This window comes from Kineosporia corallincola, assembly GCF_018499875.1.
GTDB lineage: Bacteria > Actinomycetota > Actinomycetes > Actinomycetales > Kineosporiaceae > Kineosporia > Kineosporia corallincola.
This window is the reverse complement of the sequence record NZ_JAHBAY010000013.1, coordinates 81,933-106,499: the sequence shown is the minus strand read 5'-3', so window position 1 is coordinate 106,499 and position 24,567 is coordinate 81,933. Positions and strand designations below refer to the sequence as shown.

24 protein-coding genes are annotated in these 24,567 nt (G+C 70.1%); 6 read left to right on the top strand and 18 right to left on the bottom strand.

Going from position 1 to position 24,567, the window contains the following annotated elements; all coding sequences use genetic code 11:
- The first annotated feature begins 72 nt into the window (after positions 1-72).
- Entirely contained in the window at positions 73-1,041 is a 969-nt protein-coding gene (locus KIH74_RS27180; RefSeq protein ID WP_214159199.1) for a DedA family protein, read from the top strand.
- A 57-nt stretch (positions 1,042-1,098) separates the two neighbouring features.
- Complete coding sequence (locus tag KIH74_RS27175; protein ID WP_214159198.1) at positions 1,099-1,680, top strand: DedA family protein; 582 nt, start codon at positions 1,099-1,101, stop codon at positions 1,678-1,680.
- 31 nt (positions 1,681-1,711) lie between these two features.
- Here KIH74_RS27175 and pyrE read toward each other — a convergent pair whose 3' ends face one another.
- Together pyrE and KIH74_RS27165 are read right to left on the bottom strand one after the other, a co-directional pair.
- A complete protein-coding gene (gene pyrE / locus KIH74_RS27170; RefSeq protein WP_214159197.1) occupies positions 1,712-2,284 on the bottom strand; it encodes an orotate phosphoribosyltransferase in 573 nt (190 codons plus the stop codon).
- A complete protein-coding gene (locus KIH74_RS27165) occupies positions 2,245-4,839 on the bottom strand; it encodes a putative bifunctional diguanylate cyclase/phosphodiesterase (protein ID WP_214159196.1) in 2,595 nt (864 codons plus the stop codon). Before KIH74_RS27165 ends, pyrE begins: the two co-directional genes overlap by 40 nt.
- A gap of 289 nt (positions 4,840-5,128) precedes the next feature.
- On the opposite strand from KIH74_RS27165, the gene KIH74_RS27160 reads away from it, so the two are divergent.
- From KIH74_RS27160 to KIH74_RS27150, 3 genes are all read left to right on the top strand, one after another.
- The gene (locus tag KIH74_RS27160; protein WP_214159195.1) at positions 5,129-5,911 is read left to right on the top strand and encodes an exodeoxyribonuclease III; all 783 of its coding nucleotides are present in this window, start codon (positions 5,129-5,131) and stop codon (positions 5,909-5,911) included.
- 297 nt (positions 5,912-6,208) lie between these two features.
- Positions 6,209-6,301 carry a hypothetical protein gene (locus KIH74_RS39350; protein ID WP_214159194.1) on the top strand — a complete coding sequence of 31 codons (93 nt, stop codon included), beginning with the start codon at positions 6,209-6,211 and terminating at the stop codon, positions 6,299-6,301.
- A gap of 156 nt (positions 6,302-6,457) precedes the next feature.
- Positions 6,458-8,488, top strand: coding sequence for a S8 family serine peptidase (locus tag KIH74_RS27150; RefSeq protein ID WP_214159193.1), 2,031 nt, complete (start codon positions 6,458-6,460; stop codon positions 8,486-8,488).
- An 87-nt stretch (positions 8,489-8,575) separates the two neighbouring features.
- On the opposite strand, the gene clpB is transcribed toward KIH74_RS27150, so the two are convergent.
- Together clpB and KIH74_RS27140 are read right to left on the bottom strand one after the other, a co-directional pair.
- Positions 8,576-11,242, bottom strand: a complete 2,667-nt coding sequence (gene clpB / locus KIH74_RS27145) for an ATP-dependent chaperone ClpB (RefSeq protein WP_214159192.1) — start codon at positions 11,240-11,242, stop codon at positions 8,576-8,578.
- A gap of 195 nt (positions 11,243-11,437) precedes the next feature.
- Entirely contained in the window at positions 11,438-12,151 is a 714-nt protein-coding gene (locus tag KIH74_RS27140; RefSeq protein ID WP_214159191.1) for an LmeA family phospholipid-binding protein, read from the bottom strand.
- A 541-nt stretch (positions 12,152-12,692) separates the two neighbouring features.
- Between KIH74_RS27140 and KIH74_RS27135 the strand changes: the two genes are divergently transcribed.
- A complete protein-coding gene (locus KIH74_RS27135) occupies positions 12,693-13,295 on the top strand; it encodes an LURP-one-related family protein (RefSeq protein WP_214159190.1) in 603 nt (200 codons plus the stop codon).
- A gap of 31 nt (positions 13,296-13,326) precedes the next feature.
- On the opposite strand, the gene KIH74_RS27130 is transcribed toward KIH74_RS27135, so the two are convergent.
- The 14 genes from KIH74_RS27130 to KIH74_RS27065 all read right to left on the bottom strand — a co-directional run bounded on the left by KIH74_RS27130 (position 13,327) and on the right by KIH74_RS27065 (position 24,565).
- Positions 13,327-13,851 carry a hypothetical protein gene (locus tag KIH74_RS27130; protein WP_214159189.1) on the bottom strand — a complete coding sequence of 175 codons (525 nt, stop codon included), beginning with the start codon at positions 13,849-13,851 and terminating at the stop codon, positions 13,327-13,329.
- A gap of 10 nt (positions 13,852-13,861) precedes the next feature.
- On the bottom strand, positions 13,862-14,518 hold the full coding sequence (locus tag KIH74_RS27125; protein WP_214159188.1) for a hypothetical protein: 657 nt from the start codon (positions 14,516-14,518) through the stop codon (positions 13,862-13,864).
- Positions 14,515-15,648 carry an OmpA family protein gene (locus tag KIH74_RS39345; RefSeq protein WP_214159187.1) on the bottom strand — a complete coding sequence of 378 codons (1,134 nt, stop codon included), beginning with the start codon at positions 15,646-15,648 and terminating at the stop codon, positions 14,515-14,517. The genes KIH74_RS27125 and KIH74_RS39345 overlap by 4 nt, the downstream gene beginning before the upstream one ends.
- Positions 15,649-15,877: 229 nt before the next feature.
- Positions 15,878-16,285: a DUF3592 domain-containing protein gene (locus KIH74_RS27115; RefSeq protein WP_214159186.1), complete on the bottom strand. Its 408-nt coding sequence runs from the start codon at positions 16,283-16,285 to the stop codon at positions 15,878-15,880.
- Positions 16,286-16,296: 11 nt separating this feature from the next.
- Positions 16,297-16,686 carry a hypothetical protein gene (locus KIH74_RS27110; RefSeq protein ID WP_214159185.1) on the bottom strand — a complete coding sequence of 130 codons (390 nt, stop codon included), beginning with the start codon at positions 16,684-16,686 and terminating at the stop codon, positions 16,297-16,299.
- 35 nt (positions 16,687-16,721) lie between these two features.
- Entirely contained in the window at positions 16,722-18,170 is a 1,449-nt protein-coding gene (locus KIH74_RS27105) for a hypothetical protein (RefSeq protein WP_214159184.1), read from the bottom strand.
- A 139-nt stretch (positions 18,171-18,309) separates the two neighbouring features.
- On the bottom strand, positions 18,310-18,780 hold the full coding sequence (locus KIH74_RS27100) for a barstar family protein (RefSeq protein ID WP_214159183.1): 471 nt from the start codon (positions 18,778-18,780) through the stop codon (positions 18,310-18,312).
- A gap of 83 nt (positions 18,781-18,863) precedes the next feature.
- Entirely contained in the window at positions 18,864-19,541 is a 678-nt protein-coding gene (locus tag KIH74_RS27095; protein WP_214159182.1) for a hypothetical protein, read from the bottom strand.
- 4 nt (positions 19,542-19,545) lie between these two features.
- On the bottom strand, positions 19,546-20,184 hold the full coding sequence (locus KIH74_RS27090) for a hypothetical protein (protein WP_214159181.1): 639 nt from the start codon (positions 20,182-20,184) through the stop codon (positions 19,546-19,548).
- A 5-nt stretch (positions 20,185-20,189) separates the two neighbouring features.
- Positions 20,190-21,296 carry an OmpA family protein gene (locus KIH74_RS38930; RefSeq protein ID WP_214159180.1) on the bottom strand — a complete coding sequence of 369 codons (1,107 nt, stop codon included), beginning with the start codon at positions 21,294-21,296 and terminating at the stop codon, positions 20,190-20,192.
- Positions 21,297-21,469: 173 nt separating this feature from the next.
- Complete coding sequence (locus tag KIH74_RS27080) at positions 21,470-21,676, bottom strand: hypothetical protein (protein ID WP_214159179.1); 207 nt, start codon at positions 21,674-21,676, stop codon at positions 21,470-21,472.
- A gap of 128 nt (positions 21,677-21,804) precedes the next feature.
- Complete coding sequence (locus KIH74_RS27075; protein WP_214159178.1) at positions 21,805-22,443, bottom strand: response regulator; 639 nt, start codon at positions 22,441-22,443, stop codon at positions 21,805-21,807.
- On the bottom strand, positions 22,440-23,669 hold the full coding sequence (locus tag KIH74_RS27070; protein ID WP_214159177.1) for a sensor histidine kinase: 1,230 nt from the start codon (positions 23,667-23,669) through the stop codon (positions 22,440-22,442). Before KIH74_RS27070 ends, KIH74_RS27075 begins: the two co-directional genes overlap by 4 nt.
- Positions 23,669-24,565: a type II secretion system F family protein gene (locus KIH74_RS27065; protein ID WP_246573211.1), complete on the bottom strand. Its 897-nt coding sequence runs from the start codon at positions 24,563-24,565 to the stop codon at positions 23,669-23,671. The genes KIH74_RS27070 and KIH74_RS27065 overlap by 1 nt, the downstream gene beginning before the upstream one ends.
- Positions 24,566-24,567: the final 2 nt, after the last annotated feature.

Below are 24,567 nucleotides of genomic sequence, written 5' to 3'. Positions count from 1 at the left end.
GAAGCCTGTCGTGAACGGAGCACCCGGGAAACCGACAGAAAGCGTTCAGCCTGACGCCGTAGGCTGGGCGCCGTGCTGCTGACAAGCGTGCCGATGGCCCTCGGGCCGGAGTGGCTGAACCCTGACACCCTGCTCACCGACCTGGGTGGGGTCGCCCTCTGGGTCGGTGCGCTCATCATCTTCGCCGAGTGCGGACTGCTCCTGGGCTTCTTCCTGCCCGGCGACTCGCTGCTGTTCACCATCGGCCTGTTCATCGGCCGGGGCGACATCGACCACTCGCTGTGGTTCGCCTGTGCCGTGCTGACCGTCGCCGCCTTCCTGGGCAACGTGGTCGGTTACGAGATCGGCCGGGCGGCCGGGCCGGCCATCTTCAAAAAAGAGAACTCGAAGCTGTTCAAGCGCGAGTACGTCGACAAGACGATGGACTTCTTCGACCACTACGGCCCGGTGGCGATCGTGCTGGCGCGGTTCACCCCGCTGGTGCGCACCTTCATCACCGTCACGGCCGGCGTCGGCAAGATGGACCGCCGCAAGTACCTCACCTACAGCGCGATCGGCGCCCTGCTCTGGGCCGCCGGCATCACCCTGCTCGGCCGGGCGCTGGGCGGCATCCCGCTGTTCCGCGACCACATCGAGGCCGGCCTGCTGCTGCTCGTCGTGGTCTCGGTCATCCCGATGGCCTTCGAGGCCTGGCGGCACAAGCGCAAGGCCGCGGACGCCGACCCGGTGGCCACCGCCGAGGCGGCGCAGGAAGCCGGCGAGGAGCCGTTCCCGCCGCCCGGCCTGACCCGCGACGAGTTCGCCCCGCAGCCCCGCCAGACCGGTTACGACCAGTACAACGGCTTCAGCAACAACCGCGAGGCGCAGGGCTACGGCGACTGGGACGCCCCGGACGACCAGTACGGCGGCGACGCCACGGTGCCCAGCGGTATTCCGGTGGGCAACGACGGGTACGGGCAGCAGACCGGTTCCGGCCACGGGCAGCAGCAGTACCCGGACCATCCCGACCAGGGTTACGAGGGCCCGCGCCGGCGCCACTGATCAAGGCCGGGCAACCCGATGGCGCACTGGTGGGCGAGCCTCTCCGACGTCTCCTCGATGACCACACTGACCGTCTACCTGGTCGTGTTCGCGCTGGTCTTCGTGGAGTCCGGGCTGCTCGTCGGGTTCTTCCTCCCCGGTGACAGCGTGTTGTTCGCGGCCGGGCTGCTGGCCGCCGAGCAGGGCAGCGACCTGAATCTGGCGCTGCTCGCCGGCGGCACGGCCGTGGCCGCGGTCGCCGGCGACGCCGTGGGCTACTGGACCGGGCGGCGCCTGGGGCGGCCCTGGCTGCTGCGCCGGGCCGGTAAGAACGCCGACCGGGTGCACCGGGCCGAGGCGTTCTACGAACGCTGGGGCTCGCTCGCCGTCATCATCGCCCGCTTCATCCCCTGGGTGCGCACCTTCACCCCGATCATCGCCGGGATCGGCCGCATGCCGTATCCCCGGTTCTTCGTGGCCAACGTGGCCGGCGCCCTGATCTGGGGCAGCGGCATGATCCTGCTCGGCTACGCGGCCCACAACGTCCCGTGGGTGAAGTGGGCCGCGTACGTCATCGCCGCGGTCGCGATCACCGCCACCGTGGTGACGCTGGTGGTGGACCGGCGGCGGCAGCGGGCCGGTTCGCCTTCCCAGGCCTGATCTCTCAGGCCGGCTTCTCAGGCCCGAGGGATCAGGCGAGCCCGAGGTCCGAGAGGTCGTAGGCGTAGAGGTACGGCAGTCCCTCGGCCTCCACCTTCTCCTTCGCTCCGGTGCCCCGGTCGACGATCACCGCGACCCCGATCACCTCGGCGCCCGCCTCGCGCAGCGCCTCGACGGCGGTGAGCACCGAGCCACCGGTGGTGGAGGTGTCTTCGACGGCGAGCACCCGGCGGCCGGCCACCTCGGCGCCCTCGATACGGCGCTGGAGCCCGTGCGCCTTGCCCTGCTTGCGGACGACGAACGCGTCCAGCCGCTCGCCGGCCGCCGCGGCCGCGTGCAGCATCGAGGTGGCGACCGGGTCGGCGCCCAGGGTCAGCCCGCCCGCGGCCTCGAACTCCCAGTCCTTGACCAGATCACGCATGACCCGGCCGACCAGCGGCGCGGCCTTGCCGTCGAGCGTGATCCGGCGCAGGTCGACGTAGTAATCGGCCTCCTTGCCGCTGGACAGGGTGACCTTGCCGTGGACGACGGCGAGCTCACGGATGAGCTCGCGCAGTTCGTCCCTCAGGGGACCGATGGTGGGGTCGGTGTCGGAGAGCTGCATTCGGCCAGCGTATCCAGCGGGCCCAGGACCTGCTGCGTGCGCCGGGGCGAGGGTGGGAACGCCAGCCGCCAGGGCCCGAAACCGGCCACCCGGGGCGCCTGCGCGTCGTCCCGCCAGGCCAGGTCCTCCACCGCCATCGGCGCGTCGAAGTAGTAGCCCTGACCGAACTCGCAGCCCATCCGGCGCAGCTCGATCCGGGTGTGCGCGTCGGCGACGCCCTCGGCCACGACCTCCAGGCCGAGGTTGCGCCCGACGTCGATGATCGACTGCACCACGGCCCGGCCCCGGATGCCGGACCGCAGGTCCTGCACATACGACCGGTCGATCTTGATCTGGTCCACCGGCAGCTTGCTGAGGAAGGTCAGCGACGAGTAGCCGGTGCCGAAGTCGTCCACCGACAACCGCACGCCCAGCGCCCGCAGGCGGCTCAGCGCGGTCAGGCCGCCGTGCCCGGTCTCCGGCTGGTCGATCACGTCGGCCTCGCTGAACTCCAGGTAGAGCAGGTCGGCCGGCACGTCGTGGGTCTCCAGCGCGGTGGTGATCTGATCGGGCAGGGTGGGATCGGCCAGCCAGCCGGGAGCCAGGTTGATGGCCACCCGCACCTGCCGCCCGGTGTCCAGCCAGTCCCGGGCCCCGGCCAGCGCCTGGTCGAGCACCGTGCGGGACAGCTCGGACACCAGCCCGCTGCGCTCGGCCGCGGCGAAGAACTCCTCCGGCGGCACCTCACCGAGCTCCGGGTGCTGCCAGCGGGCCAGGGCCTCCAGGGCGTACACCTCGCCGTCGGCCAGATCGACCAGCGGCTGCACGGCGATCCCGATCCGGCCGGCCTCCAGCGCCTCGCGCAGGGCGGTACCCAGCGCCTGCACCCGGGAGGTGGGCAGGTCCATGGCGCGGGTGAACATCCGGTACCCGCCGCCGGCCGCCTTGGCCACGTACATCGCGACGTCGGCCAGGCGCAGCAGCTCGGCCCCGGTGTCGCCCTGTTCCGGACCGACCGCGACGCCGAGCGAACCGCCCACGCGCAGCTCGTTCCCGTCCACCGTGACCGGCTCGTCGAACGCCGACAGCAGCCGCCGGGCCAGGGCCCGGGCCGCGCCGTCGCCCATACCGGGCGCGAGCACGGCGAACTCGTCGCCACCCAGCCGGGCGATGGTGACGCCGCGCCCGGCCACCTTGCGCAGGCGCCCGGCCAGCTCGCGCAGCAGTGCGTCGCCGGCGTGGTGGCCGAGCGTGTCGTTGATCGCCTTGAACCCGTTGAAGTCGAGCAGCATCACCGCGCACTGGCGACCGTCGGTGAACAGGTCCTCCACCGCCTCGTCCAGCTGGGCGCGGAAGTCCAGGCGGTTGGGCAGCCCGGTGAGCTCGTCGTGCCGGGCCTCGAACTGGAGACGCTCCAGCTCGTGGCCGTTGCCCAGGGCCAGGGCGGCCCGGCCCGCCACGGTCTCCAGCAGCGCCAGGTCGGGGGCGGTGAAACCGCGCTCGCCGCCGCCACGTTCGCCGACCACGAGGTGGCCGACGGCCCGGTCGCCGATCCGCAGCGGCACCAGGGCGGCCTGGCCGATGCCCCGCTCGCGCAGGAAGGCGCTCTCGGTGGCGTCCGTGCCCCGCACCAGGAGCGGCCCGGCCGGTGGGAAGGGCAGGGCGAACATGGCGCAGGCGGCGCTGCGGGGACCGGTCACCGGCTCCCCGGCGCGCAGCACCCACATCCGGTGGCCCGGTCGCGAGCGGTCCCAGGGCACCAGCAGGTCGTCGTTCAGCACCAGCTCGGCGTACCGGGCGTTCAGCAGGTCGGCCGAGCGCTCCAGCACCAGCGGCACCGCGCGGGCCGGTTCCGGGGTGCGGGCCAGCACGTCGGACAGCTCGTACAGCCGGCTCAGCCGGGCGTGCCGTTCGGAGAGCAGGGCGAAGGCGCGGAACCCCACCACCAGGGCGGGCCCGAGCACGACGCCGGGCAGCACGATCTCGCCGCGGTCCACGGAGAGCACCGGGATCAGGCCGATCGCGGCGCCGATCACGCCGGTGACCAGCACGCAGCCGAGCAGCCGGGCCGCCTCGGGGCCCGGTCCGGGCACCGGCCGCACCCGCAGCAGCAGGAGCGACTCGGCCAGCACCGAGGCGCCGACCACGACCAGCGTCATCGCCCGGCCGGTGTGACCGAGCAGCGCGTGGTCCAGCACCAGCGAGCGGAAGAGCAGCTCGGCCACGGTGGTGCCGGCGATCACCGCGACGGCGCTGCCGGCCAGGGCCCGCAGCCGCTGCCGGCGGAACCAGGCCGCCACGAGCAGACCGCCCAGCAGACGGCCGAGCAGGAGCGGGCCGGGATCGGACAGATAAAGGCCGGCGGCCAGCGGAATGCCGCCGAGCGTGATGGCGTAGCGCCGTCCCCGGATCCCGACCGTCATGCCGCAGGCGTCGGTCACGGTGAAGGCGATGGCGAACAGCCACCAGGGCAGCGTGCTCAGCCCGGCCAGTTCCGCGGGCCGGCCCAGCCACAGCGGGACGAGGCCGGTCAGCACCACGACGAGCACGCCGAGAGCCGTGAGGGCATGCGCCATGGGACTCTTCATGGTCACCCAGAGACGTCCCATCGCTCCATCCAGTCGTTGCCCGATCGAACGTCAGTTCATCGCACGGGGTAGCCATCAGTCATCCCGCGGTGACCGGTTGCACCCGTGCGGCACTGCCCGTCGCCCACCTGGAGTAGCTCTTCTTGACGAGAAGGGGGCCCGCTTCGCGTCGAGCGCCGGGGTATCGCCCGATCCGGCGGCCACGCGCCGTGAGGCCGTCACCCGGACGGTCGCGGTGCGTTCGGGTGATGCGTAACCGCGCGGGTACGCTCACCGGGTGCGGATCGCTACCTGGAACGTGAACTCGATGCGGGCGCGGATCGACCGGGCCGTGGCCTGGCTGGAACGCAGTGACGTCGACGTGGTCGCCTTTCAGGAGACCAAGTGCAAGGACGAGCAGTTCCCCACCGCCCGGTTCGAGGAGATCGGCTACCAGGTCGCGCACCTGGGCCACTCCCAGTGGAACGGCGTCGCGATCGTCTCCCGGGTCGGCATCGACGACGTGGAGCGCGGCTTCCCGGGCATGCCCAGCTGGGGCGACCCGCCGGCCGCCGAGGCCCGCGCGCTCGGCGCCACCTGCGGCGGCGTGCGCGTCTGGAGCCTGTACGTGCCGAACGGCCGCACGCTCGACGACCCGCACCTGGTGTACAAGCTGGAGTGGCTCAAGGCGCTACGGGCTGCCGGGCAAAACTGGCTGACCGCCGACCCGCAGGCCCAGATCGCCCTGGTCGGCGACTGGAACGTGGCCCCGCAGGACGACGACGTGTGGGACATGGCCGCCTTCGAGGGCAGCACCCACGTCTCCGGCCCGGAGCGGGACGCCTTCAACGGCGTGGTGGACGCGGGGTACGCCGACGTGGTGCGGCCGCACACCCCCGGCGCCTTCACCTACTGGGACTACCAGCAGCTGCGGTTCCCCAAGCGGCAGGGCATGCGCATCGACTTCGCGCTCGCCTCGCCGGCCCTGGCCTCGCGGGTGAAGACCGCGGTGATCGACCGCGAGGAGCGCAAGGGCAAGGGCGCTTCCGACCACGCACCGGTGATCGTCGACCTGACCTGATCCACTCTCGATTGAGGACGACGAGGAGCCCGCGCCGGCGCGCCGTCACTCCAGGCGTACCGGCGTGCGGGTGGCGGCTCCGACCAGAACCGGGTCGTGACTGGCGGCCGGCACGGCCGTGCCCGACGGAACCACCGGAGCCGGCCGCGAGACAGGAACCGGCACCGCACTGACTGCGGTCGTCGGGACCGCCGCGGACTTCCTCACCGTCACCCGGCCCGGCACCGTAGGGGCCTGCCCCGGCGCGGGTTGCGGCTGGCTGTTCACCGACCCGCGGACCGGCGGCGGTGGTGCTCGATGGCGGTGTGCGGAAATCGGGCCAAGGCGCGACGTCACCGCGCTGCCGATGCGGCCGGGGGCGAGGACACGCCGGGCCGTGCGACGTCCTGAATTTAAATCTCAGTCAAGGGGGAAATAGGCGCTCCAGAAGGGGGAATCAACCTCTCACCGAAACACCTGAGGGCGGCTACCATCTGTGCCGTTTCGACGACTCTGCGAAGTTCCGGGTCCGGCGTCCTGTCGGTGGACCCCCCTAAGCTGCTGCGCGTGACGGATCCCCGACCCGCTCGCCGGGCCCTCCCACGCCGCAAGGTGCTGATCAGGATCGCCGTCGGGCTCAGCGCCGCGACAGCCGCCGCGGTGGCCCTGTCGCCCGTCGTCGCCAGCGCCCTGCCGGCCTCGCTCGGTGGTGACGTCAGCCGGTCCGCCCCGGCCCCGCTGGTCGGTTCCGGCAGCTCCGGCGCGATCGACGGGCAGTACGTGGTCATGCTGAAAGACCAGGCCGGACTGAGCGCCGCCGGGGTCGACGGCGCCGACGGCTCTTCGCAGAGTCTGGTGGCCGAGGCGGTCGAGCGCGGCGAGAAGGCGGGCGCCACCGTCCACACCCGCTACACCGAGGCGCTGCGCGGTTATTCGGCCACCCTGTCCGACAGCGAGCTCGACGAGATCCGCGACGACCCGGCAGTCGACTACGTGGCCGTCAACCAGCGCTACACCTCCACCGGCACGCAAGACGACGCCGAGTGGGGCCTCGACCGCATCGACCAGCACTCGGCCACGCTGAACGGCTCGTACTACTACACCAACACCGGCAAGGGCGTCACCGCCTACGTGGTCGACACCGGCATCCGCAGCACCCACCAGGACTTCGGCGGCCGGGTCTCCGGCGGCACCTCCACGCTGAACGGCGACAGCAGCACCGAGGACTGCGAGGGGCACGGCACGCACGTGGCCGGCACCATCGGCGGCACCACCTACGGCGTGGCGAAAGAGGCCACGCTGGTGCCGATCCGGGTGCTCGACTGCGAGGGCGGCAGCACCAGCTCGATCGTGGCCGAGGGCCTGGACTGGATCGTCTCGCACCACAAGAGCGGCAAGCCGGCCGTGGCCAACCTCAGCCTGACCAACGAGGGCGGCGCCGACCCGGTGGTCGAGGCCGCGGTCGAGCGGGTCATCGCCGACGGCGTCACCGTGGTGATCGCCGCGGGCAACGGCAACGCCGCGGGTGAGGGCATTCCGGCCTGCACCGTCTCGCCCAGCGACGTGAAGGCCGCGATCGTGGTCGGGGCCACCACCAGAACCGACCGCAAGACCGGGTTCTCGAACTACGGCGCCTGCGTCGACCTGTACGCGCCGGGTCTGGGCATCACCTCGGACTGGGCCGACAGCGACAGCTCCAGGGCCACGCTGTCCGGCACCTCGATGGCCACGCCGCACGTCACCGGCGCGGTCGCGCTCTACCTCCAGAACCACCCCACGGCCACGCCCAAGCAGGTGCAGGCCGCCGTCGTCGGCGCCGCCACCTCCGACGCCGTCACCAAGGTCAGCACCAAGTGGCCGCGCAAGCTGCTGTTCGCCGTGCAGAAGGCCAAGGCCCCGGCGGCCACCACCGCCAAGTCGTCCATCACCAGCGGTAAGGCCCTGCTCAACGGCAAGTCCATCACCAGCGCCAACGGCCTCTACACGCTGACCCAGTCGGGCACCGACCTGACGCTCAGCAAGCCCGGCAGCCGGGTGCTCTGGCGCACCGGCAAGGGTGCCGCCTGGACCACCCTCACCAACACCGGAAACCTGGTGTCGTACAACGCCTACGGCAAGAAGGTCTGGTCGTCCGGCAGCAGCGGCGGCGCGGCCTCGCTCAAGCTCACCAACCAGGGCCAGCTGAAGATCACCACGATCTCCACCGGCAAGACCGCCTGGACCGGCGGCAAGGCCCAGAAAACGGCCCCGGCCCAGAACGCCAAGGGCCTGTCCACCCTGAACCAGGGCTCGGCCCTCTACCGCGGCGGGCGCACGCTGGTCTCCAAGAACGGCACCTACAGCCTGGCCTTCCAGGCCAACGGCAACCTCACGCTGACCCGGAAGGGCAGCGGCGTGGTCTGGAGCACCGGCAAGAAGAACGCCGACTGGCTCACCGTGAAGAGCGACGGCAACCTGGCCCTGGTCAACTCCGACGGCACCACCGCGTGGACCAGCAAGACCGCGGGCCAGGGCGGCAACCGGCTGCGGCTGCTCAGCGACGGCAAGCTCCAGCTGGTGAAGACCTCCGGCACCAAGATCGTCTGGACGGCGAAATAGCCCGATCCGAGAGCCGTCACGCGTGAGGCCCCCTGCCGGATTCGGCAGGGGGCCTCACGCGTTCGGCTCAAGAGCCGGTGACCAGGATCAGAACGACGGCCCGGCCTCCAGCTCGATCAGGCCGCCCTCGTCGGTGGGCGTCGAGCCGGCCACCGATTCCACCTCTTCACCGGGCTCCAGCCGGCGCACCACCAGGCCGTCGATCCCGGCGGGCGAGGCATCCACGAGAACCCCGTCGCCGTCGTGGATCTCACCGGCCAGCAGTGCCCTGGCCAGCTTGTCGCCGATCTCGCGCTGCACCAGCCGGCGCAGCGGCCGGGCACCGTAGGCCGGGTCGTAGCCGGTCAGCGCCAGCCAGTCCCGGGCCGCAGCGGTGACGTGCAGGTCCAGCCGCCGGTCGGCCAGACGCCGCGCCAGCAGGTTGATCTGGAGCTCGACGATGTGCGACAGCTCTTCCATGCCCAGCGGGTCGAACACCACCACGTCGTCCAGGCGGTTCAGGAACTCCGGCTTGAACGCGGTGCGCACGGTGGTGAGCACCGCGTCTTTCTTGGCCTCGTCCGACAGGGTCGGGTCGACCAGGAACTGCGATCCCAGGTTCGAGGTGAGAACCAGGATGGTGGAACGGAAGTCGACCGTGCGGCCCTGGCCGTCGGTGAGCCGGCCGTCGTCGAGCACCTGGAGCAGCACGTCGAACACGTCCGGGTGGGCCTTCTCCACCTCGTCGAACAGGACGACCGAGTAGGGACGACGCCGCACCGCCTCGGTCAGCTGGCCACCCGACTCGTAGCCGACGTAGCCGGGCGGGGCGCCGATCAGCCGCGCCTCGCTGTGCTTCTCGGCGTATTCGCTCATGTCGATGCGCACCATGGCGCGCTCGTCGTCGAACAGGAAGTCGGCCAGGGCCTTGGCCAGCTCGGTCTTGCCGACGCCGGTGGGGCCGAGGAACAGGAACGAGCCGGTCGGCCGGTCCGGGTCGCTGATCCCGGCCCGGGAACGGCGCACCGCGTCGGAAACCGCTCGCACGGCGTCTTTCTGGCCGATCAGCCGCCCGCCGATCACGTCTTCCATCCGCAGCAGTTTGGCGCTCTCACCCTCCAGCAGACGTCCCGCCGGGATGCCGGTCCAGGCCGCCACCACGTCGGCGATGTCGTCGGGCCCGACCTCGTCCTTCACCATCGGCTCGACGGTTTCGTCGACCACCTCCTCGGCGGCCTGTGCCTCGGCGATCTCCTTCTCGATGGTCGGGATCTCGCCGTACAGCAGCCGCGACGCCGCACCGAGATCGCCCTCGCGTTGCAGCTTCTCGGCCTGCTTGCGCAACTCGTCGACCCGCTTCATCAGGTCGCCGACCCGGTTCAGCCCGGCCTTCTCCTGCTCCCAGCGGGCGGTCAGCCCGGCCAGCTGCTCGGAGCGGTCGGCCAGGTCGGCCCGCAGCTTCTCGAGACGCAGACGGCTGGCCGGGTCCTCCTCGTGGACCAGAGCCATCTCCTCCATCTTCAGCCGGTCCACCTGACGGCGCAGGGCGTCGATCTCCTCGGGTGAGGAGTCGATCTCCATGCGCAGCCGGCTGGCCGCCTCGTCGATCAGGTCGATGGCCTTGTCGGGCAGCTGCCGCCCGGGGATGTAGCGGTGGGACAGGCCGGCCGCGGCGACCAGAGCGGCGTCCGTGATCGCCACCTTGTGGTGCGCCTCGTAGCGCTCCTTCAGGCCGCGCAGGATGCCGACCGTGTCGTCCACGCTCGGCTCGCCCACGTAGACCTGCTGGAACCGGCGCTCCAGCGCGGCGTCCTTCTCGATGTTCTCCCGGTACTCGTCCAGCGTGGTGGCGCCGACCAGGCGCAGCTCACCCCGGGCCAGCATGGGCTTGAGCATGTTGCCCGCGTCCATCGAGCCGTCGCTGCTGCCGCCCGCGCCGACCACGGTGTGCAGCTCGTCGATGAAGGTGACGACCTCGCCCTCGGAGGACTTGATCTCTTCCAGCACGGCCTTCAGCCGTTCCTCGAACTCGCCGCGGTACTTCGCGCCGGCCACCATGGCGGCCAGGTCGAGGCTGATCAGCCGCTTGCCGCGCAGGCTCTCGGGCACGTCGCCGGCCACGATGCGCTGGGCCAGACCCTCGACCACCGCGGTCTTGCCCACACCGGGCTCACCGATCAGCACCGGGTTGTTCTTGGTGCGGCGGCTGAGTACCTGCACCACGCGCCGGATCTCGGCGTCCCGCCCGATCACCGGGTCGAGCCGCCCGTCCCGCGCGGCGGCGGTCAGGTCGACGCCGAACTTCTCCAGCGACTTGTAGGTGCCCTCCGGGTCGGGGCTGGTGACCTTGGCGTTGCCCCGGACCTTGGGCAGCGCGTCGAGCAGCTTCTGCCGGGTGATGCCCTTCAGCACCGGGTTGTCGCCCGAGGCCAGGCCGATCAGCAGGTGCTCGGTGCTGACGTACTCGTCACCGAGCTCGCGGGCGACGTCTCCGGCAGCGGACATCGCCTGGTAGGTGGAGCGGGCCAGGCTGGGTGAGCCGACCGATGAGCCGCTGGCCCGGGGCAGGCCCTCGACCGCGGTGGTGTTGGAGCGGCGCAGGGCCTGCGGGTCGGCTCCGACCGCCTGGAGCAGGGCGGGGGCGACGCCGTCGGGCTGCTCGAGCAGCGCGCCGAGCAGGTGCGCCGGCTCAACCTGCGGCGCACCGTCGGTGGCCGCCCGCCGGACGGCGGAGGCCATGGCCTCCTGGCTGCGGGTGGTGAGCTTCAGATCCATGGTTGTCAGTTACCTCCGAGGTGCTGTTCAGGACGACCGCTCGAGTCAACGCCCACAGAGTTGAGTCTGTTCCACTCAAGTTAGCCCATGTTCTCGGAGAACGCTCGGCCTGGGACGCACGAAGGGCCGGGAACCCGGTACTGCGGATTCCCGGCCCTTCAGGCGGTGCGACGGCGGGGCGGTGACGGGGCGGTGTCAGCCCAGCTCGACCTTGCTGGTGGTGGCCCGCACCGTCACACCCTCGCCGCCGATCGTCACGTCCTGCGCCTCGAACCCGAAGGGCAGCTCGGGCAGGTGGTACGAACGGTTCAGCATCGAGGCGACCGAGGAGCGCAGCGTGGCGGGCACGTCCTGCAAGGAGTCCTGGGTGAGCTCCAGCACCAGATCGCCGTCCTTGATCGTGACCGTGGCGTCGCCCTGGATCTGGGTGCTGCCCAGCGGGCTCTGGTAGGTGCCGGTGATCGAGATCCGGCCGTCGGTGCCCTCGGTGAACTCCACCTTCAGGTTCTCGTCGGGCATGTTGTCGGCGACCACCTTGTCGATGGACGCGTAGCCCACCGTGGCGTCGGCCACCGCCGACTCCACCGGCACGTCGCCGAGCTCGTGGTTCACCAGATCGCCGAGACTCGCGTGAATACCCCGCATCTCGACGTCGAGCTCGTCCACGGTCACGCCGTCCTGCACGCTGAGATCGTCGACCTTGGCGTTCACCTGGTCGTACTCACCACGCAGCGCCTGGGTGAGCAGCGGGAAGCCGTGGACCTCGACCTCCGGGCGCTCGGCCAGGCCGGCCTCGCTCTGTACTCTCTCCGCGACCACCCGGCGGGCAGCCCACCAGGTCACCCGGTCGATGACGACCAACAGCACGAGCAGGACGAGTACGACTCCGATGAGCCGACGGATGATCAAGGCCATACCTCTCACGACGGGCTGGACAGGCGAGCTGAGTGAACGGGCAACCGGACTCGACGACCTTCACGGCCACCGTGGCGCACCGACGGGTAACCGTGACATACCCGCCCGGTCGAGTGACAGTCGGGGCCGCTGACTGGAATGAGATCGCGATCGACGCCGACCGGCCACTCGGGACCGATGTGTACGTTGTGGGCGAGGCCTGGGCGGTGCGCTCTGTGTCGCGCCACCCAGGCCCCGCAGCCGAGGGGTACTCATGCGGGCTGTCGCCTCACGCAGAGTTGCCTGCCATCCAAGCTGGGTATCTGGCGGAACCAACGCACCGTTACGAACAATCGCTCGATGCGGAAGAACCGTGCAGGTAAAAACTCTCAGATCGCGCAATATGACGTCAAGGTGTATTGGGGTCATATCGACGCGATCGCAGAACTGTGTGACACACAGTCATCAAACAGTGGACGACGAAAACCCCACGCGAAACCTCGCCATACGCAACAATGACCGCCTCGGAACGGCATTTCCATGGAGGGGAACACTGATGGGCAGCGCCCTGCAAACCGCCGAACGCTTCGCGGTCAACCAGAAGATCACGCTGATGGTCAACCGGTACGAGATCCGGGAGCTCCTGCCCGACGGCAGCACCGGTGAGCTGCTCGCCTTCGCGCAGCAGAAGCGCCTCGCCTTCAAGGAAGAGGTCACCTTCTACACCGACGAGGCCCGCACCCAGCCGGTGTTCAGCTTCAAGGCCCGTCAGCGCCTCGACCTCGGCGCCACCTACGACGTTCTGGACGCCGCCGGTCAGCCGATCGGCTGGTTCCGCAAGGACTTCGGCAAGTCCCTGCTGCGCAGCACCTGGCACCTGGGGTTCGCCAACAGCCCGGTGGAGCTGTTCGGCCAGGAGCGCAACAAGAACGTGGCGATCGCCCGCCGGCTGTGGGAGTTCCTGCCGGTCCTGAGCGACCTGCCCTCGCCGTTCGTGTTCCACTTCGACTTCACCGACCCGCAGGGCTCGGTGCTGTTCAGCTCGCAGCGCAAGCGCTCGCTGCGCGACCGCTACGAGGTGGACGTGCCCGGCGCCCGCATCGACGGCCGGCTGGCCGCCGCGATGGCCGTGGCGCTGGACGCCCTCCAGTCCCGCTGATTCGCTGAAACCGGCGCCGGCCTGACGGACTTCAGGCCGGCGTCCGCGTGTACCGCAGAGGCGACGGGGCGGCCGGCAGACCGCCCAGCGAGAGGCTCAGGCCGGGTGTCGTGCCGAGCCGGATGCCGGAGAACGCGAACGGGTCCAGCACGACCCCCTCACCGGCCTCGAACTCCAGGGCCACACCGCGGAACAGGCCGCGCTCCGGGTCCGAGTCGCCGTCGAGGTGGAAGCTGACCGCGGTGATCCTCGACCACCGCCCACCGGTCAGGTAGTTCTCCGTCAGGTCGACGAAAGTAGCCTGGACGGAAGGCTCTTCGATCAGCTCGGGCGGCAGGAACGTCTGTGCGCACTGGTCCAGGTGCAGCTGGCCGGTGTCTTCGTCGATGGTGAGACAGATGAATCCGTCGGCCGATCCCAGGAACACGGCCTGCGGGTAGGGCACCACCCGGGCACTCTCGTCCAGGTCGATGTAGGCCGGCACGAGCAGCGAGTCGATCTCACCGTGCCGCTCGATCAGGTCGGCGACCCAGCCGGGGACAGACCTTCCCGACACCGTCTCTCCCTCAGGCCCGGCTCACCGGCGCGGTGAGTGCCGTGAAACCCGGCACCTGGAGCTGCACCTCGGTCACCGTCTCGGGCAGGGCCGGCAGCAGCAGACTGATCTCGACGCCGTCCGGCCCGACCTCGCTCGGGCGGCGGCCGCAGGTGCAGTCTGACCAGGCGTCGTTCTCGCCCAGCCAGGTGGCCCCGGTCATCGAGAGGTCGGCCTGCTCGGCGATCAGCCGCACCGTGTGGAAGCCCGGGTTGCTGGTCTCGATGTAATTGTCGATGCGCACCGGGGTCTGGCTCTCCGCCTTCATCCGGAAACGCACGTGGGTGGACTGCTCACTCACGTCGACGGCGAGAACCTCGAGCGTGCCGGGCGCCTCGTAGGACTGGTAGTCGTCCTTGGAATACGCGTAGATGACGCCGCTCTCGGTGGCCAGCACGTCGCTCGTGGGCGGGTCGGCCCCCAGATACTTCTGCGTCGCTTCCGCCACGGTCGATCCGGAGGCTTCAACGGTGGACGACGCGCTGGGCGACGCGCTGGGCGTGGCCTCGCCGCCGTTGCCGTCCGGCGTGCGGGACCGGCCCTGCCAGTAGAGGAAGCCGGCGACGGCCACGACGAGCGCACCCACCAGCACGACCAGAGCGATGCGACGGACGTCCTTGGCGATCACTTCTCGTTCCCCTCGCCGAAGACCACGCTCACCCGGCGGTTCTGCGCCCGCCCGGCCTCGGTGTCGTTCTTGCCCACCGGATCCTGCTCACCCCGGCCGGAAACGTCATAGGTGACGCCGGACACGGTGATCAATGGTTTCAGCGCCGTGGCCACCGCCTGCGCCCGCTGCCGCGAGAGCTTCAGGTTGTGGCTGTCGGTTCCGGTGCTGTCGGTATATCCGATGATCTTGATCTCGCCGCCGGTGGCCGACCCGTTCACCGAGTCGGCCGCCTTCTGGAGAACCCTCCCGGCCTCGTCACCCAGCTCCGCCGAGTCCACCTCGAACAGCACGTCGGACGACAGGTTCACGGTCGTCGTCCGGTCCTCGGTCTCCTCGGTGACCGAGCCGTCGGCGTTGGAGCTCTTGATCCGCAGGTCGCGCAGCGCGTTCTCCGGCTCCCACGACGCGGCGGCCGCCGCCTGGTCGATCTGCGGCCAGGCCTCGCCCATCCGGATCGGATCCTCCTGCACCACGGCCGGTTCCATCACACCCTCACCGATCGGCACGTCGTGCACCACGTCACCGTGGCCGAGCATCACGTCGACCGTGGTGAGATCGTCCGGCAGCTCGGGCATCACGGCGTAGAGCGCGTAGAAGGTGCCGCCGGGCTCCGCGGACGGCCAGGCCCGGTACGGCGACCCCATGGCCTCCTCGCGGTCGCCGTCCACCTTCTGGAACAGCGGGGCGTAGAGCTTGTCGGCGGAGAAGTCGACCAGGAAGACGTTTCCCGGCCCGCTGAGGTACCGGGTGTAGTCGTAGGAACTGCCGGAGAAATCGACCCAGCTGTCCGCCTCGGCGCCCTCCGGGAGACCGGCCGAGTAGTAGAGCACCGTGGCCCCGGGGATCCGGCGCACGCCGTTGATCAGCACGGTGATCTTCGGTTCGCCCGCCGTCATCTTCTTCTGGAGCGTCACGGAACCGAGGACGGGCACCTGCTGCGCACCCAGTTCGTCGTCCCCCATCGGTGTGGGGGACGACGTGGCGGTGGTGCCGGTGGGCGTCGAGGTGGCATGTGCCGGGGCCAGCACGGCGAACCCGGCCAGCAGGCCGGTGATTGCGACCAGGACGCGCGAAACCCGCGAGATCATCTGTTTTTCCGCCTGCCTGTGAGTCGGTCCGGACGCAGCGTGCCGGGCAGATCGCCGCTTCTTCACGACCTGCCCCTGGCCCCCGGGCTCCCGTGCGGTGCAGGCGCCCGACCGGCGACGTCCCTCCGAGGCCGCCGGTCCGGCGCGCACCCCCACGCTGCGAAGCTACCCCGAGGAGCTTGGGTCCCTGGGCCCAGGGACTCTCTCCCCCCGCTCGCTCACTGCCCACTCACAGCCAGGCCACCAGGAAGATCACGGCCAGCAGAACGGCCACGCCGAACGAGAACGAGCCGTGCCGGTCGACCGGATAGACCTGCGTGCGGAAGCGCTGCGGGTCCGCCGGGTCGTACCAGACCGGAACCCGCCGTCCGGTCACCGGAGTGGCGATGCTGACACCGGATTCCCTTATAAGGGTGATGGTTTCGCCTTCTTGCGTGCGGTAGCGGATCACCGGCTGGTGACGCGCCCCGCCACCGATCGGGGCCCGCGTGCCCACCACCTCACCCGGCACCTGCGGCCAGGACCGGCGCAGGTCGTCCTGGCGCCGCCGGCGCAGCAGACCCACCGCCACGCACAGCAGGACCAGCGCTCCCAGCACGACGCGCATCATCAGCATCGTGTCGCCGGTGTCGTACATCTCGCTCCCGGTCAGCCGTAGACCCGCGGGGCAGGCTCGCGCCGCACCGGCAGGAACCGGACCAGCCCGGTGACGACCACCAGAACTCCGAGCCACTCCAGCACCCGGCCGGTGACCGTGCCGCCCGACACGTCCCGGCTGGTCCACAGCAGCACCGAAAGCACGAGCAGCACCAGCGGAACCGGGACGACCGCCAGAAGATACGCACCCAGCGGCGGCTGTTCGCGGGCCCGCCGGTACAGCCAGCCGGGAATCCCGGTCACCAGGCCGTAGACGACCAGGCTGATCAGTGTCGCCAGCCAGGCCGGGCGGTCGCCGCCCCCGGTGAGCAGTGCGGACAGCACGCTCAGGGCCACGTAGAGCGCACCGGCGATCACCCAGGTCCGCAGAATCAGCCCCACTCCGCCGTCCTTCCGCCGGTTCTCCCGGTCGCTCGTCACTGGCACTCGCTGTACTGAAGCATGGGCCGCGTGCCGTCCGTGGTCGGGGCCCCGAGGTAGGTGGCGTTCACGGTCTGGTTGCTGCCGTTCTCCGAGCTGATCTTGGCGCCGAACTTCCAGCCTAGATTGATCTCCGCGCCGAACTCCTCGACGTTCTTCACCCCTTCGTACTGCACCTGGGACACCGTGCCCTTGCCGTACATCAGCTGCCCGAAGAGGTCGTCCGCAGCCGCCTCCTTCGAGGGCACCATGGTGTCGTAGGTGAGTTCGAAGGGGGAGCCGAACTGCTCGTTGTTGCCGCTGAGCCAGTCCTGGGCGATCTTGCGGTCGGCCGCGTCGTCGAGCTTCAGGGTGGTCGTGGTGACCGTGGCCGTGGTGAAGGCCGAGCCGTCCTTGCCTGTCGCCTCGCCGTCCGCGGTCGCGGCCTTGGCCCCGGTGTTGGCCTGCAAGGTGCCCTCGCGGGTGCTGACGAACGACAGCTCGGTGAGATTCCCGTCCTTGTCGCGGGTCACCTTGAAGGCGCCGGTCGACTTACCGCTCGCCTCACCGCCCACCGCGACGACGCTCGCCTCGCCCTTGAGCTCTCCGGAGAGCTGGTAGGTCCAGCTGTTGTCGCCGTTGGTCTTGGTCTCCTGGGTGACCTCGTACTCACCCTTGATCTCCAGCGTCCCGCCGACGTTGGGGTCGAGACCCTCCGGCTCCTCCGCGTCCGCGTCCGCGCCCGACGTCGTGGGCACGTCCTGGAGCTTGACCTGGAGGCCGGCCTGAATCCCCGCGTCACCGCTCATCTTCGTGATCCTGGTGGTGGGCTGCGGCACCTCGGGATAGCCGGTGATCTTGTTCATGATGATGTAGCCGAGGCCGTCCGGGCCGCTCTCCCAGCTCTTCATCGAGGCGTACTCGTTGATGTCGTCCTGGAACTGGTCCGCCTCGGCCGCCGAGTCGAATTCCCAGGTGTCGCCGTAACCGATCTTGAACGTGCCGGAGCCCTCGCCCTCCAGCTCGCCGACCTCGCTGCCGATCCGCCCGATGTCGAAGGTCTTGCCGTCGGGGCCGCCGGTCACTCCCACCGAGTCGGTGCCGACCGCGGTGAGCTGCACCTTGCCGTCGGCCATCTCCTGCCGGGCGAAGCCGTACTCCTTGCCCATCGAGACGAATCCGATGTCGATCACGGTGCCGACCTTCTCGGTCTGCTCCCGCACCCGGCACTCGGTCGGCTTGAAGCTCTCGTCGGTGACGACGTCGTCCGTCGCTCCCGATCCGCAGTCCGCCTGCCCCAGGGTGAAAGCCAGACAGACGGCCCGGGTGGCCTCGGAGGCGATCCGCTGCGGTGCCATCGCCAGCGCGACCGCGCCGATCACCACGGCGACCGCGCTGACCAGACCGACCTGCTCCAGCGTCGCCGCGCCGGCGTCGCTCCGCGCGTGCCGGTTCCTGGCACCCATAGGTCTTCTCACACAACGACATTAAGCCGGGCCCCTTGGGCCCCCGGACCCAATTACGCGGCAGGTCAGCTCAGGTACCGTCTGGCCGCCGGACGGGTGACCAGGACGATGAGCCCGGGTCCCTCGGGCCCAGAGCGGCCTACAGGTAGTCGCCGATCGCCCTGGTGAGGTCTTCCCGGACGGACCCGTCCAGCAGCAGAACCAGGTTGAACGGCACCTCCCCGCCCCCGAAACCGGCCGGCAGCGCGAAGGCGTTCGCCCACCCCTGGCAGACGCCGTTCATGACTCTGAAGAAGGTGTCCCGATCGGCCGGACTCGCCTCGAGCAGGAGCTCCGGCCGGCGGATCAGCACCACGTAGGCCCGGGCCTGGAGCCAGGCCAGGTCGCCGATGCACTCGGCGAAAGCCGGCCAGTTGCCCCCGAAGTACTCGGGGAACCCGAACTCGCGGGCGAACTCCTGGAACAGACTGTCCAGGTCGCGCAACCGGTCCCCGTCGAACTCCAGCACGACGGCCGGTCGCACCGGAGCGGACGCCCGAAGAGCCTCCGGATCAACGTCTTCCGGGCTCAGGTGCAGCCATGGACGGCTGTTGATCCACCATTGATTCATATCACTCATCATTGATACCTGATGTAGGTCTGGTAGTGATCCGACGTGTACCTGATCGAACCCACGGACCCAAGGTTCCGAAATCAGGCGACCAGGGCCGTTTTCAGGTCGTCCAGCAGATCGTCCAGGTCCGTCTCCAGCTCCGGGGTGCCGGAGGCCCCGTCGAGCGTGAAGTCGAGTTCCAGGTCGCCGCAGACGAGAGTCGTCTCCGAGTCGGCCGGTTCGTCGTCCGCGTCCTCGTCCGCATCGCCATCGGCGTCGTCATCGGTTGTCGGGGTCGCGGACGGTTCGTCGGGCAGGACGCAGGGCCCCAGATCCAGTCCGAGATCCGCGACGGCGTCGGACTCGGCCCGGTCACCGTTCTGCGCCGCCTCTCGGTACCGCACCTCGGCCCAGACCCGGCCGTCGGAACGCGAATACCGGTAGCCGATCAGGTCCGCGTCGTTGTGGTCGGCGTACTCGGACGCCGCCTGACGGCCGAAACCGGCATCCAGAGCGTCCATCACGCCCAGGAGATCGTCGGCGGTGCGTGCCGCGTCGATCGCCTCCAGCAGAGCATCGGCGAGATCGTCCTGAATCTGCTCCGCGGCCGCCAGCGCCGCCGCGTCGGCGGCCCCGCGGGAACTGGCCTTCTGGTCGGTGGCCTGGCCGAACGGCACGAAGACCCGGACCGCGAGCACCAGCAGCAGCACGGTGACCAGAAGCATCAGGCCGAGGGCAATCTGCCCGGAGTCGTCCGGATGACGGCGACGTGTGCTCACCGGATCACTCCTGATCTCTCGTCACCGGAGCGGTGAGAGGCTCGAAACCCGGCATGGTGAACTGTACTTCGGTCACCGACTCGGGCAGGACCGGGTAGAGGATGCTCAGTTCGACGGCCTCGGGGCCGATCAGGGCCGGCACCCAGGCACAGACGCAGTCACCGGTGACCTCGCCCTCGCTCTTCCAGTTCCCCGTCATCAGTCGCAGATCCGCCGACTCGGCGATGAGCTGCGGCACCCGCAGGCTCCGGTCGGCCACCTCGACGTACCGCGCCATGCTCGGCGTGATCTCGACGTCCGAGCTCAGTGAATACCGCACGTGCGTGGACGACCCACCGGCGTCGACGGCGAGAATCCTCAGCGTTCCGGCGTGTTTCAGCTCCGAACCCGAACCGTTCGTGGCCGTGCCGTAGACGGTTCCCTCCTCCGAGGCCACCGCTTCCGCCTCGGCCGGGTCGGCGCTCAGGTACTTCTCGTCCAGTTCACCCGCCGTGGGATCATCACTGCCGGTCGCGGAGGTGGTGGGAGTGGTGGGGGTGGCGTCCTGCGACCCGTCGTTCAGGCGCCAGGCGAGTCCCGCGACCGCCACCAGGGCGAGCACGAGAACCACGGCCAGCAGGGTGTTGCGCATCCGTCGGGACATCGCGATCACTTCCCGTCCTTCGGGCTGAAGACGACACTCACCCGGCGGTTCTTCTTCCGCCCCTCGTCCGTGCCGTTGGTGGCGACCGGATCGGCCTCCCCCTTGCCGGACACGGTGAAGGTGACTCCGGAAACCGTGATCAGCGGTTCCAGTTCGTCGGCGACCGCCTGGGCCCGGCGCTTGGACAGGTCGAGGTTGTGCGCGTCACCGCCGGTGTCGTCGGTGTGCCCGGCGATCTCGATCCGGCCGCCCGCCGCCGACTCGTTCACCTGTTTCGCCGCCTTCTCCAGCGCGGGCCCGGCTTCGCCGCCCAGCTCGGCCGAGTCCACCTCGAACAGGACGTCGGCCGCGAGATCGACCGACGTGGAATCTGAGTCGGAGCGCGCGGTCACGGTCTGCTCCAGGTCCGAGGTCTCGGTGTCGAGCGGGTACACGGACTGTTCGGGCTGGAAGGACGCGGCCGCCGCGGCCTGGTCGATCTGTGGCCAGCCCTCCCCCAGCCGGATCGGGCCGGTCTGCTCCACGGCCGGTTCCAGCACCCCGTCGCCGACCGCGACGTCGTGCACCATGTCGCCGTTCCCGACCATCACGTCCACGGTCTTCAGGTCGGCCGGCAGTTCGGGCATGACGGCATAGAACGTGTAGAAAGTGCCACCGGACTCATCGGCCGGCCAGGCCTCCTCGGGCGAGGCCAGCACCTCGTCGTTCCGGCCGCCGTCCGCCGCCTCCCGCACGAGAGGCAGGTAGATCTGCCGGTTCTCGAAGTCGACGAGACGGATCTGCCCGATGTAGGTGTATACCTCGCGCAGCCGGTCGCTGCGACTGCGGGTGAAGGACGCCCAGCTCACCGGCCCGCTGCCGGCCGGAAGACCACCGGAGAAGTAGACCACCGTGGCGCCGTCGATGCGGCGCACCCCGTTCACCAGAACGGTGGCACGGGCGCCACCTGACTCCTGGCTCTCGGTCATCGTGACCGACCCGAGAACCGGAACCCGCTGCTGCTCCCACGCGGAGCCGGAATCCGGGGTGGCCGCCTGCGCGGCCGGCATCAGCAGCTGGCCGGAGACCAGGCAGAGGGCACCGGCGAGCACCGACACGATCCTCCCGACCACGAACCCACCGTCTCTTCCCGTCCGCCCCACCATCGCCGACCTCCGTCGCCCCGCTCTGCCCAAAAGCATTCCGCAGAACCGTTTACCGAAACTTCTCCGGAACCGCCCACAGACGCAGGCACGGGCGAGGAGCCGAAGCTCCTCGCCCGCACCCGTCGACCGTGAAGGTCAGATCACTTGAACACGTCACTGATGATGGTGGTCATGTGGCTGGGGAGGTTCCAGGCGTTGATGGCGGTGACGACGGCACCGATCACGACGGCCACGGCCACGACCATGCCGACGTACTCCAGCGTGCCCTGGCCGCGGTCCCGGCGGTCGGCGGCGGTCTCGACCCGCTTGGCGGCCCAGATCCGAGCTGAGACAAGCTTTCTCGTCATGCGATGCTCCTTCTTGCCGGGCACCGCCCGACGCTCCGTCCCGGTTCGTTCTCCCCCCGGGCTCCTCGATGTGCACCACGCTATGACAGCGATCCGCCGCATCCTTGGGTCTGTGGGCCCAACCTGACCTACCCGGCCCGGCCGGCCCGGAACCACCGGGCGATGGCCTCACTTCGCGTCCGCACGCCGAGCGTGGCGAAGATCCGGTTGATGTGGTTCTTCACCGTCTTCTCGGAAAGGAAGCAGCGCTCGGCGATCTCCCCGTTGGACAGCCCCTCGGCGATCAGCTCAAGAATCTCCGCCTGCCGCTCGCTGAGCCCGAAATCCGGTCGTGGCAACGGTTGCGGCGCGGGCTCGGGCACCTGACGGAGCGCGGCGAGCGCACCCACCGAGAACACCCCCGACCCGCGGGCCACCGCCAGCACGCTGTTCACCAGGTCTTCCGGCTCGAAGGCGCCGTGCACCAGATAGCCCGACGCCCCCGCCGCCACCGCGTTCCGGATCACTTCGTGGTCCTCGGTGAAGGTCATCATCAGAACCCGGCTGGTGCGCGAGATCTCGGCGGCGGCGCTGACCCCGTCGCGGCGGGGCATCCGGACGTCGAGCAGCACCACGTCGGGCTGGAGCGACCGGGTCAGCTCGACGGCCCGCTCGCCGTCCCACGCCTCACCGACGACGTGCAGGTCCGGGCAGGTCCCGAGGAGGTCGCACAGACCGGAACGCACTCCGGCGTTGTCGTCGACGACCAGTACCGAAACCGGTCTCATGTCTCCAGCTCCCGGATCCGCAGAGGGGGCAGCAGATTCACGTCGGACAGCGGCACCCGCAGAATCACCGTCGTCCCGGTTCCCGGCCGGGAGTCGATCCGGCAGGTGCCACCGATCTCCTGCAACCGTTCACGCATGCCGCGCACGCCGAAATGCCCTTCGCTCTCTCGTACCTTCAGGATGTCCGGAGCGAAACCCGGCCCCTGGTCCCGGATCGTCAGGGTGGCGAACTCGTCGCTGCCTTCCAGCGTCACCTCGACGGGCGCCCCGGGGGCGTGCCGGTGCACGTTCTCCAGTGCCTCCCCGAGCGCGGCCAGCAGTTCGTAACGGGCATCGGCCCCCAGAGCGGGTGCGGGTTCCAGCCGGCTGCACAGCTGATGGCCGTGCTGCGCCGCCCAGGCCCGCAGAACCTCGTCCATCACCTCGTGGAACGGACGCTGGGGCTGGTCGGTGCGCATCCGGGTGAGCAACGTGCGGGCCTCCTGGACCGCCTGCTTCGCGCTGACCGCGAGGTCGGAGGCCATCATCTGGGCCCGGTCGCCGTCCTTCGTCACCCACACCGGCAACGCCGATGCCCCGAACGCGATGCCCTGCAACGATTTCGCCAGCGAGTCGTGCATCTCCCGGGCCAGCCGGGCCCGTTCGTCGCTGGCCGCTGCCGCCTGGACGTGCATGGCCAGCTCGCGCTCCGCCGCCTGTTGCGCCTGGTAGATCCGCGACACCGAGTGCCCGATCCAGACCAGGCAGAGGAAGGCCACCGGCAGGCCGTAGAGGAGCAGGAACGGCGGGGCGGTGTCCCCCCGGTGCTCGTGCACGGCCGCCGCCGCGTAGGCGATCGCCAGCACCGGGCCGAGCAGGCAGGCGACCGACAGCGGGTACAGCAGGCCGATCAGGAACGCCGTGCTCAGGGCGGCGATCGCCAGCGGGCTGTCCACCCCCAGCACCCCCAGCACCGCGACGACCAGCAGGACGTCGACGAGGCCGAGCAGCGGGTGACGCATCAGCAGTTTCAGGAAGCGCGGGTCGAGAACCCCCGCCGTGCTGCTGGCCCCGAGCAGCACGACCGCGACCAGGATCTCCACGGTGAGTCTTTCGCCGATCAGGCCGATCAGGCCCACACCGATGGACGCCTGCCGCACCAGCATGGCCAGCTTGAGGCTCTGGATCCGCTCGTCGGTCGGGGGCGCGGCCCGGAACCGGGCGAGATGTCGTTCGGAGAGCACCATCAGGTTCCCCCGAACAGCGAGCCGAAGTCGACGTCCGAGCCGATGTACATGCCGACGAACACCAGCACCAGGATCCCCGGCACCAGCACCATGCTGGTCACCAGCGTCACCCGGGGCGCGGCCTGGGCCGCCCGGCGGCGCATCCGCTGGGCACTGCTGCGCCGCATCTCCAGGGCGATCTGCTTGAGCGTCTGGGCGAGGGGGGCACCGAGTTCCTCGGACTGGAGGAACGCGGTGACGAACTGGGCCAGGGCCTCGGAGTCGTTGCGGTCGCGCAGATGCGTGAAGGCCGTGCGCCGGCTGGCCCCGTTGGCCATCTGGTTCAGGGTCAGCGTCATCTCCTCGGCCAGCGGGCCGCCGTAGCGCTCGGCCACCCGGAGCAGGGCGGGCCGGAACGCGACGCCCGCCGACACGGTGACGCTCAGGATGTCGAGGAAGTCGGGCAGGTCCCGGTCCAGTCGCTCCTGCCGAACCCGGCGGGCCCGGGAGAGCCGGGCCAGGGGCATGATGACGATCGCGGCCACCGACAGCAGGGCCAGGAAGAACTGGCCGCTGAGCAGGGTGAACACCGCGATGGGACCGAACATGACGATCCAGGTTCCGGCGTTGCGCAGCACCGTGTCGGCCGTCGCGCCGTCGGGCCGGCCGGCCAGCGTGACCTGACGGTCGAGCCAGCGCAGGCCCTTGGGCCCCAGCAGCGCGCGCAGCGCCGGCACCAGGGCACCGCCCATCCGCGACATCGGCCCGCCGGAGGAGGCCTTCTGCTGCTCACGACTCAGCAGAACCAGGTCGCCGACGTCGAGACCCTCGATGTCGTCGGAGCGCAGGAGCCGCCAGCCGCGGACGAACAGCAGGGCGGCGACCAGTGCGGCCAGCGCCGGCAGCACCGCCGGCATCC

Coding starts and splice junctions, on each gene's coding strand:
- KIH74_RS27175 (WP_214159198.1), top strand. CDS start 1,099: ATGACCACACTGACCGTCTACCTGGTCGTGTTCGCGCTGGTCTTCGTG.
- pyrE (WP_214159197.1), bottom strand. CDS start 2,284: ATGCAGCTCTCCGACACCGACCCCACCATCGGTCCCCTGAGGGACGAA.
- KIH74_RS27165 (WP_214159196.1), bottom strand. CDS start 4,839: ATGGCGCATGCCCTCACGGCTCTCGGCGTGCTCGTCGTGGTGCTGACC.
- KIH74_RS39350 (WP_214159194.1), top strand. CDS start 6,209: ATGGCGGTGTGCGGAAATCGGGCCAAGGCGCGACGTCACCGCGCTGCC.
- clpB (WP_214159192.1), bottom strand. CDS start 11,242: ATGGATCTGAAGCTCACCACCCGCAGCCAGGAGGCCATGGCCTCCGCC.
- KIH74_RS27135 (WP_214159190.1), top strand. CDS start 12,693: ATGGGCAGCGCCCTGCAAACCGCCGAACGCTTCGCGGTCAACCAGAAG.
- KIH74_RS39345 (WP_214159187.1), bottom strand. CDS start 15,648: ATGATCTCGCGGGTTTCGCGCGTCCTGGTCGCAATCACCGGCCTGCTG.
- KIH74_RS27115 (WP_214159186.1), bottom strand. CDS start 16,285: ATGTACGACACCGGCGACACGATGCTGATGATGCGCGTCGTGCTGGGA.
- KIH74_RS27105 (WP_214159184.1), bottom strand. CDS start 18,170: ATGGGTGCCAGGAACCGGCACGCGCGGAGCGACGCCGGCGCGGCGACG.
- KIH74_RS27100 (WP_214159183.1), bottom strand. CDS start 18,780: ATGAATCAATGGTGGATCAACAGCCGTCCATGGCTGCACCTGAGCCCG.
- KIH74_RS27090 (WP_214159181.1), bottom strand. CDS start 20,184: ATGTCCCGACGGATGCGCAACACCCTGCTGGCCGTGGTTCTCGTGCTC.
- KIH74_RS27080 (WP_214159179.1), bottom strand. CDS start 21,676: ATGACGAGAAAGCTTGTCTCAGCTCGGATCTGGGCCGCCAAGCGGGTC.
- KIH74_RS27075 (WP_214159178.1), bottom strand. CDS start 22,443: ATGAGACCGGTTTCGGTACTGGTCGTCGACGACAACGCCGGAGTGCGT.
- KIH74_RS27070 (WP_214159177.1), bottom strand. CDS start 23,669: ATGGTGCTCTCCGAACGACATCTCGCCCGGTTCCGGGCCGCGCCCCCG.
- KIH74_RS27065 (WP_246573211.1), bottom strand. CDS start 24,565: ATGCCGGCGGTGCTGCCGGCGCTGGCCGCACTGGTCGCCGCCCTGCTG.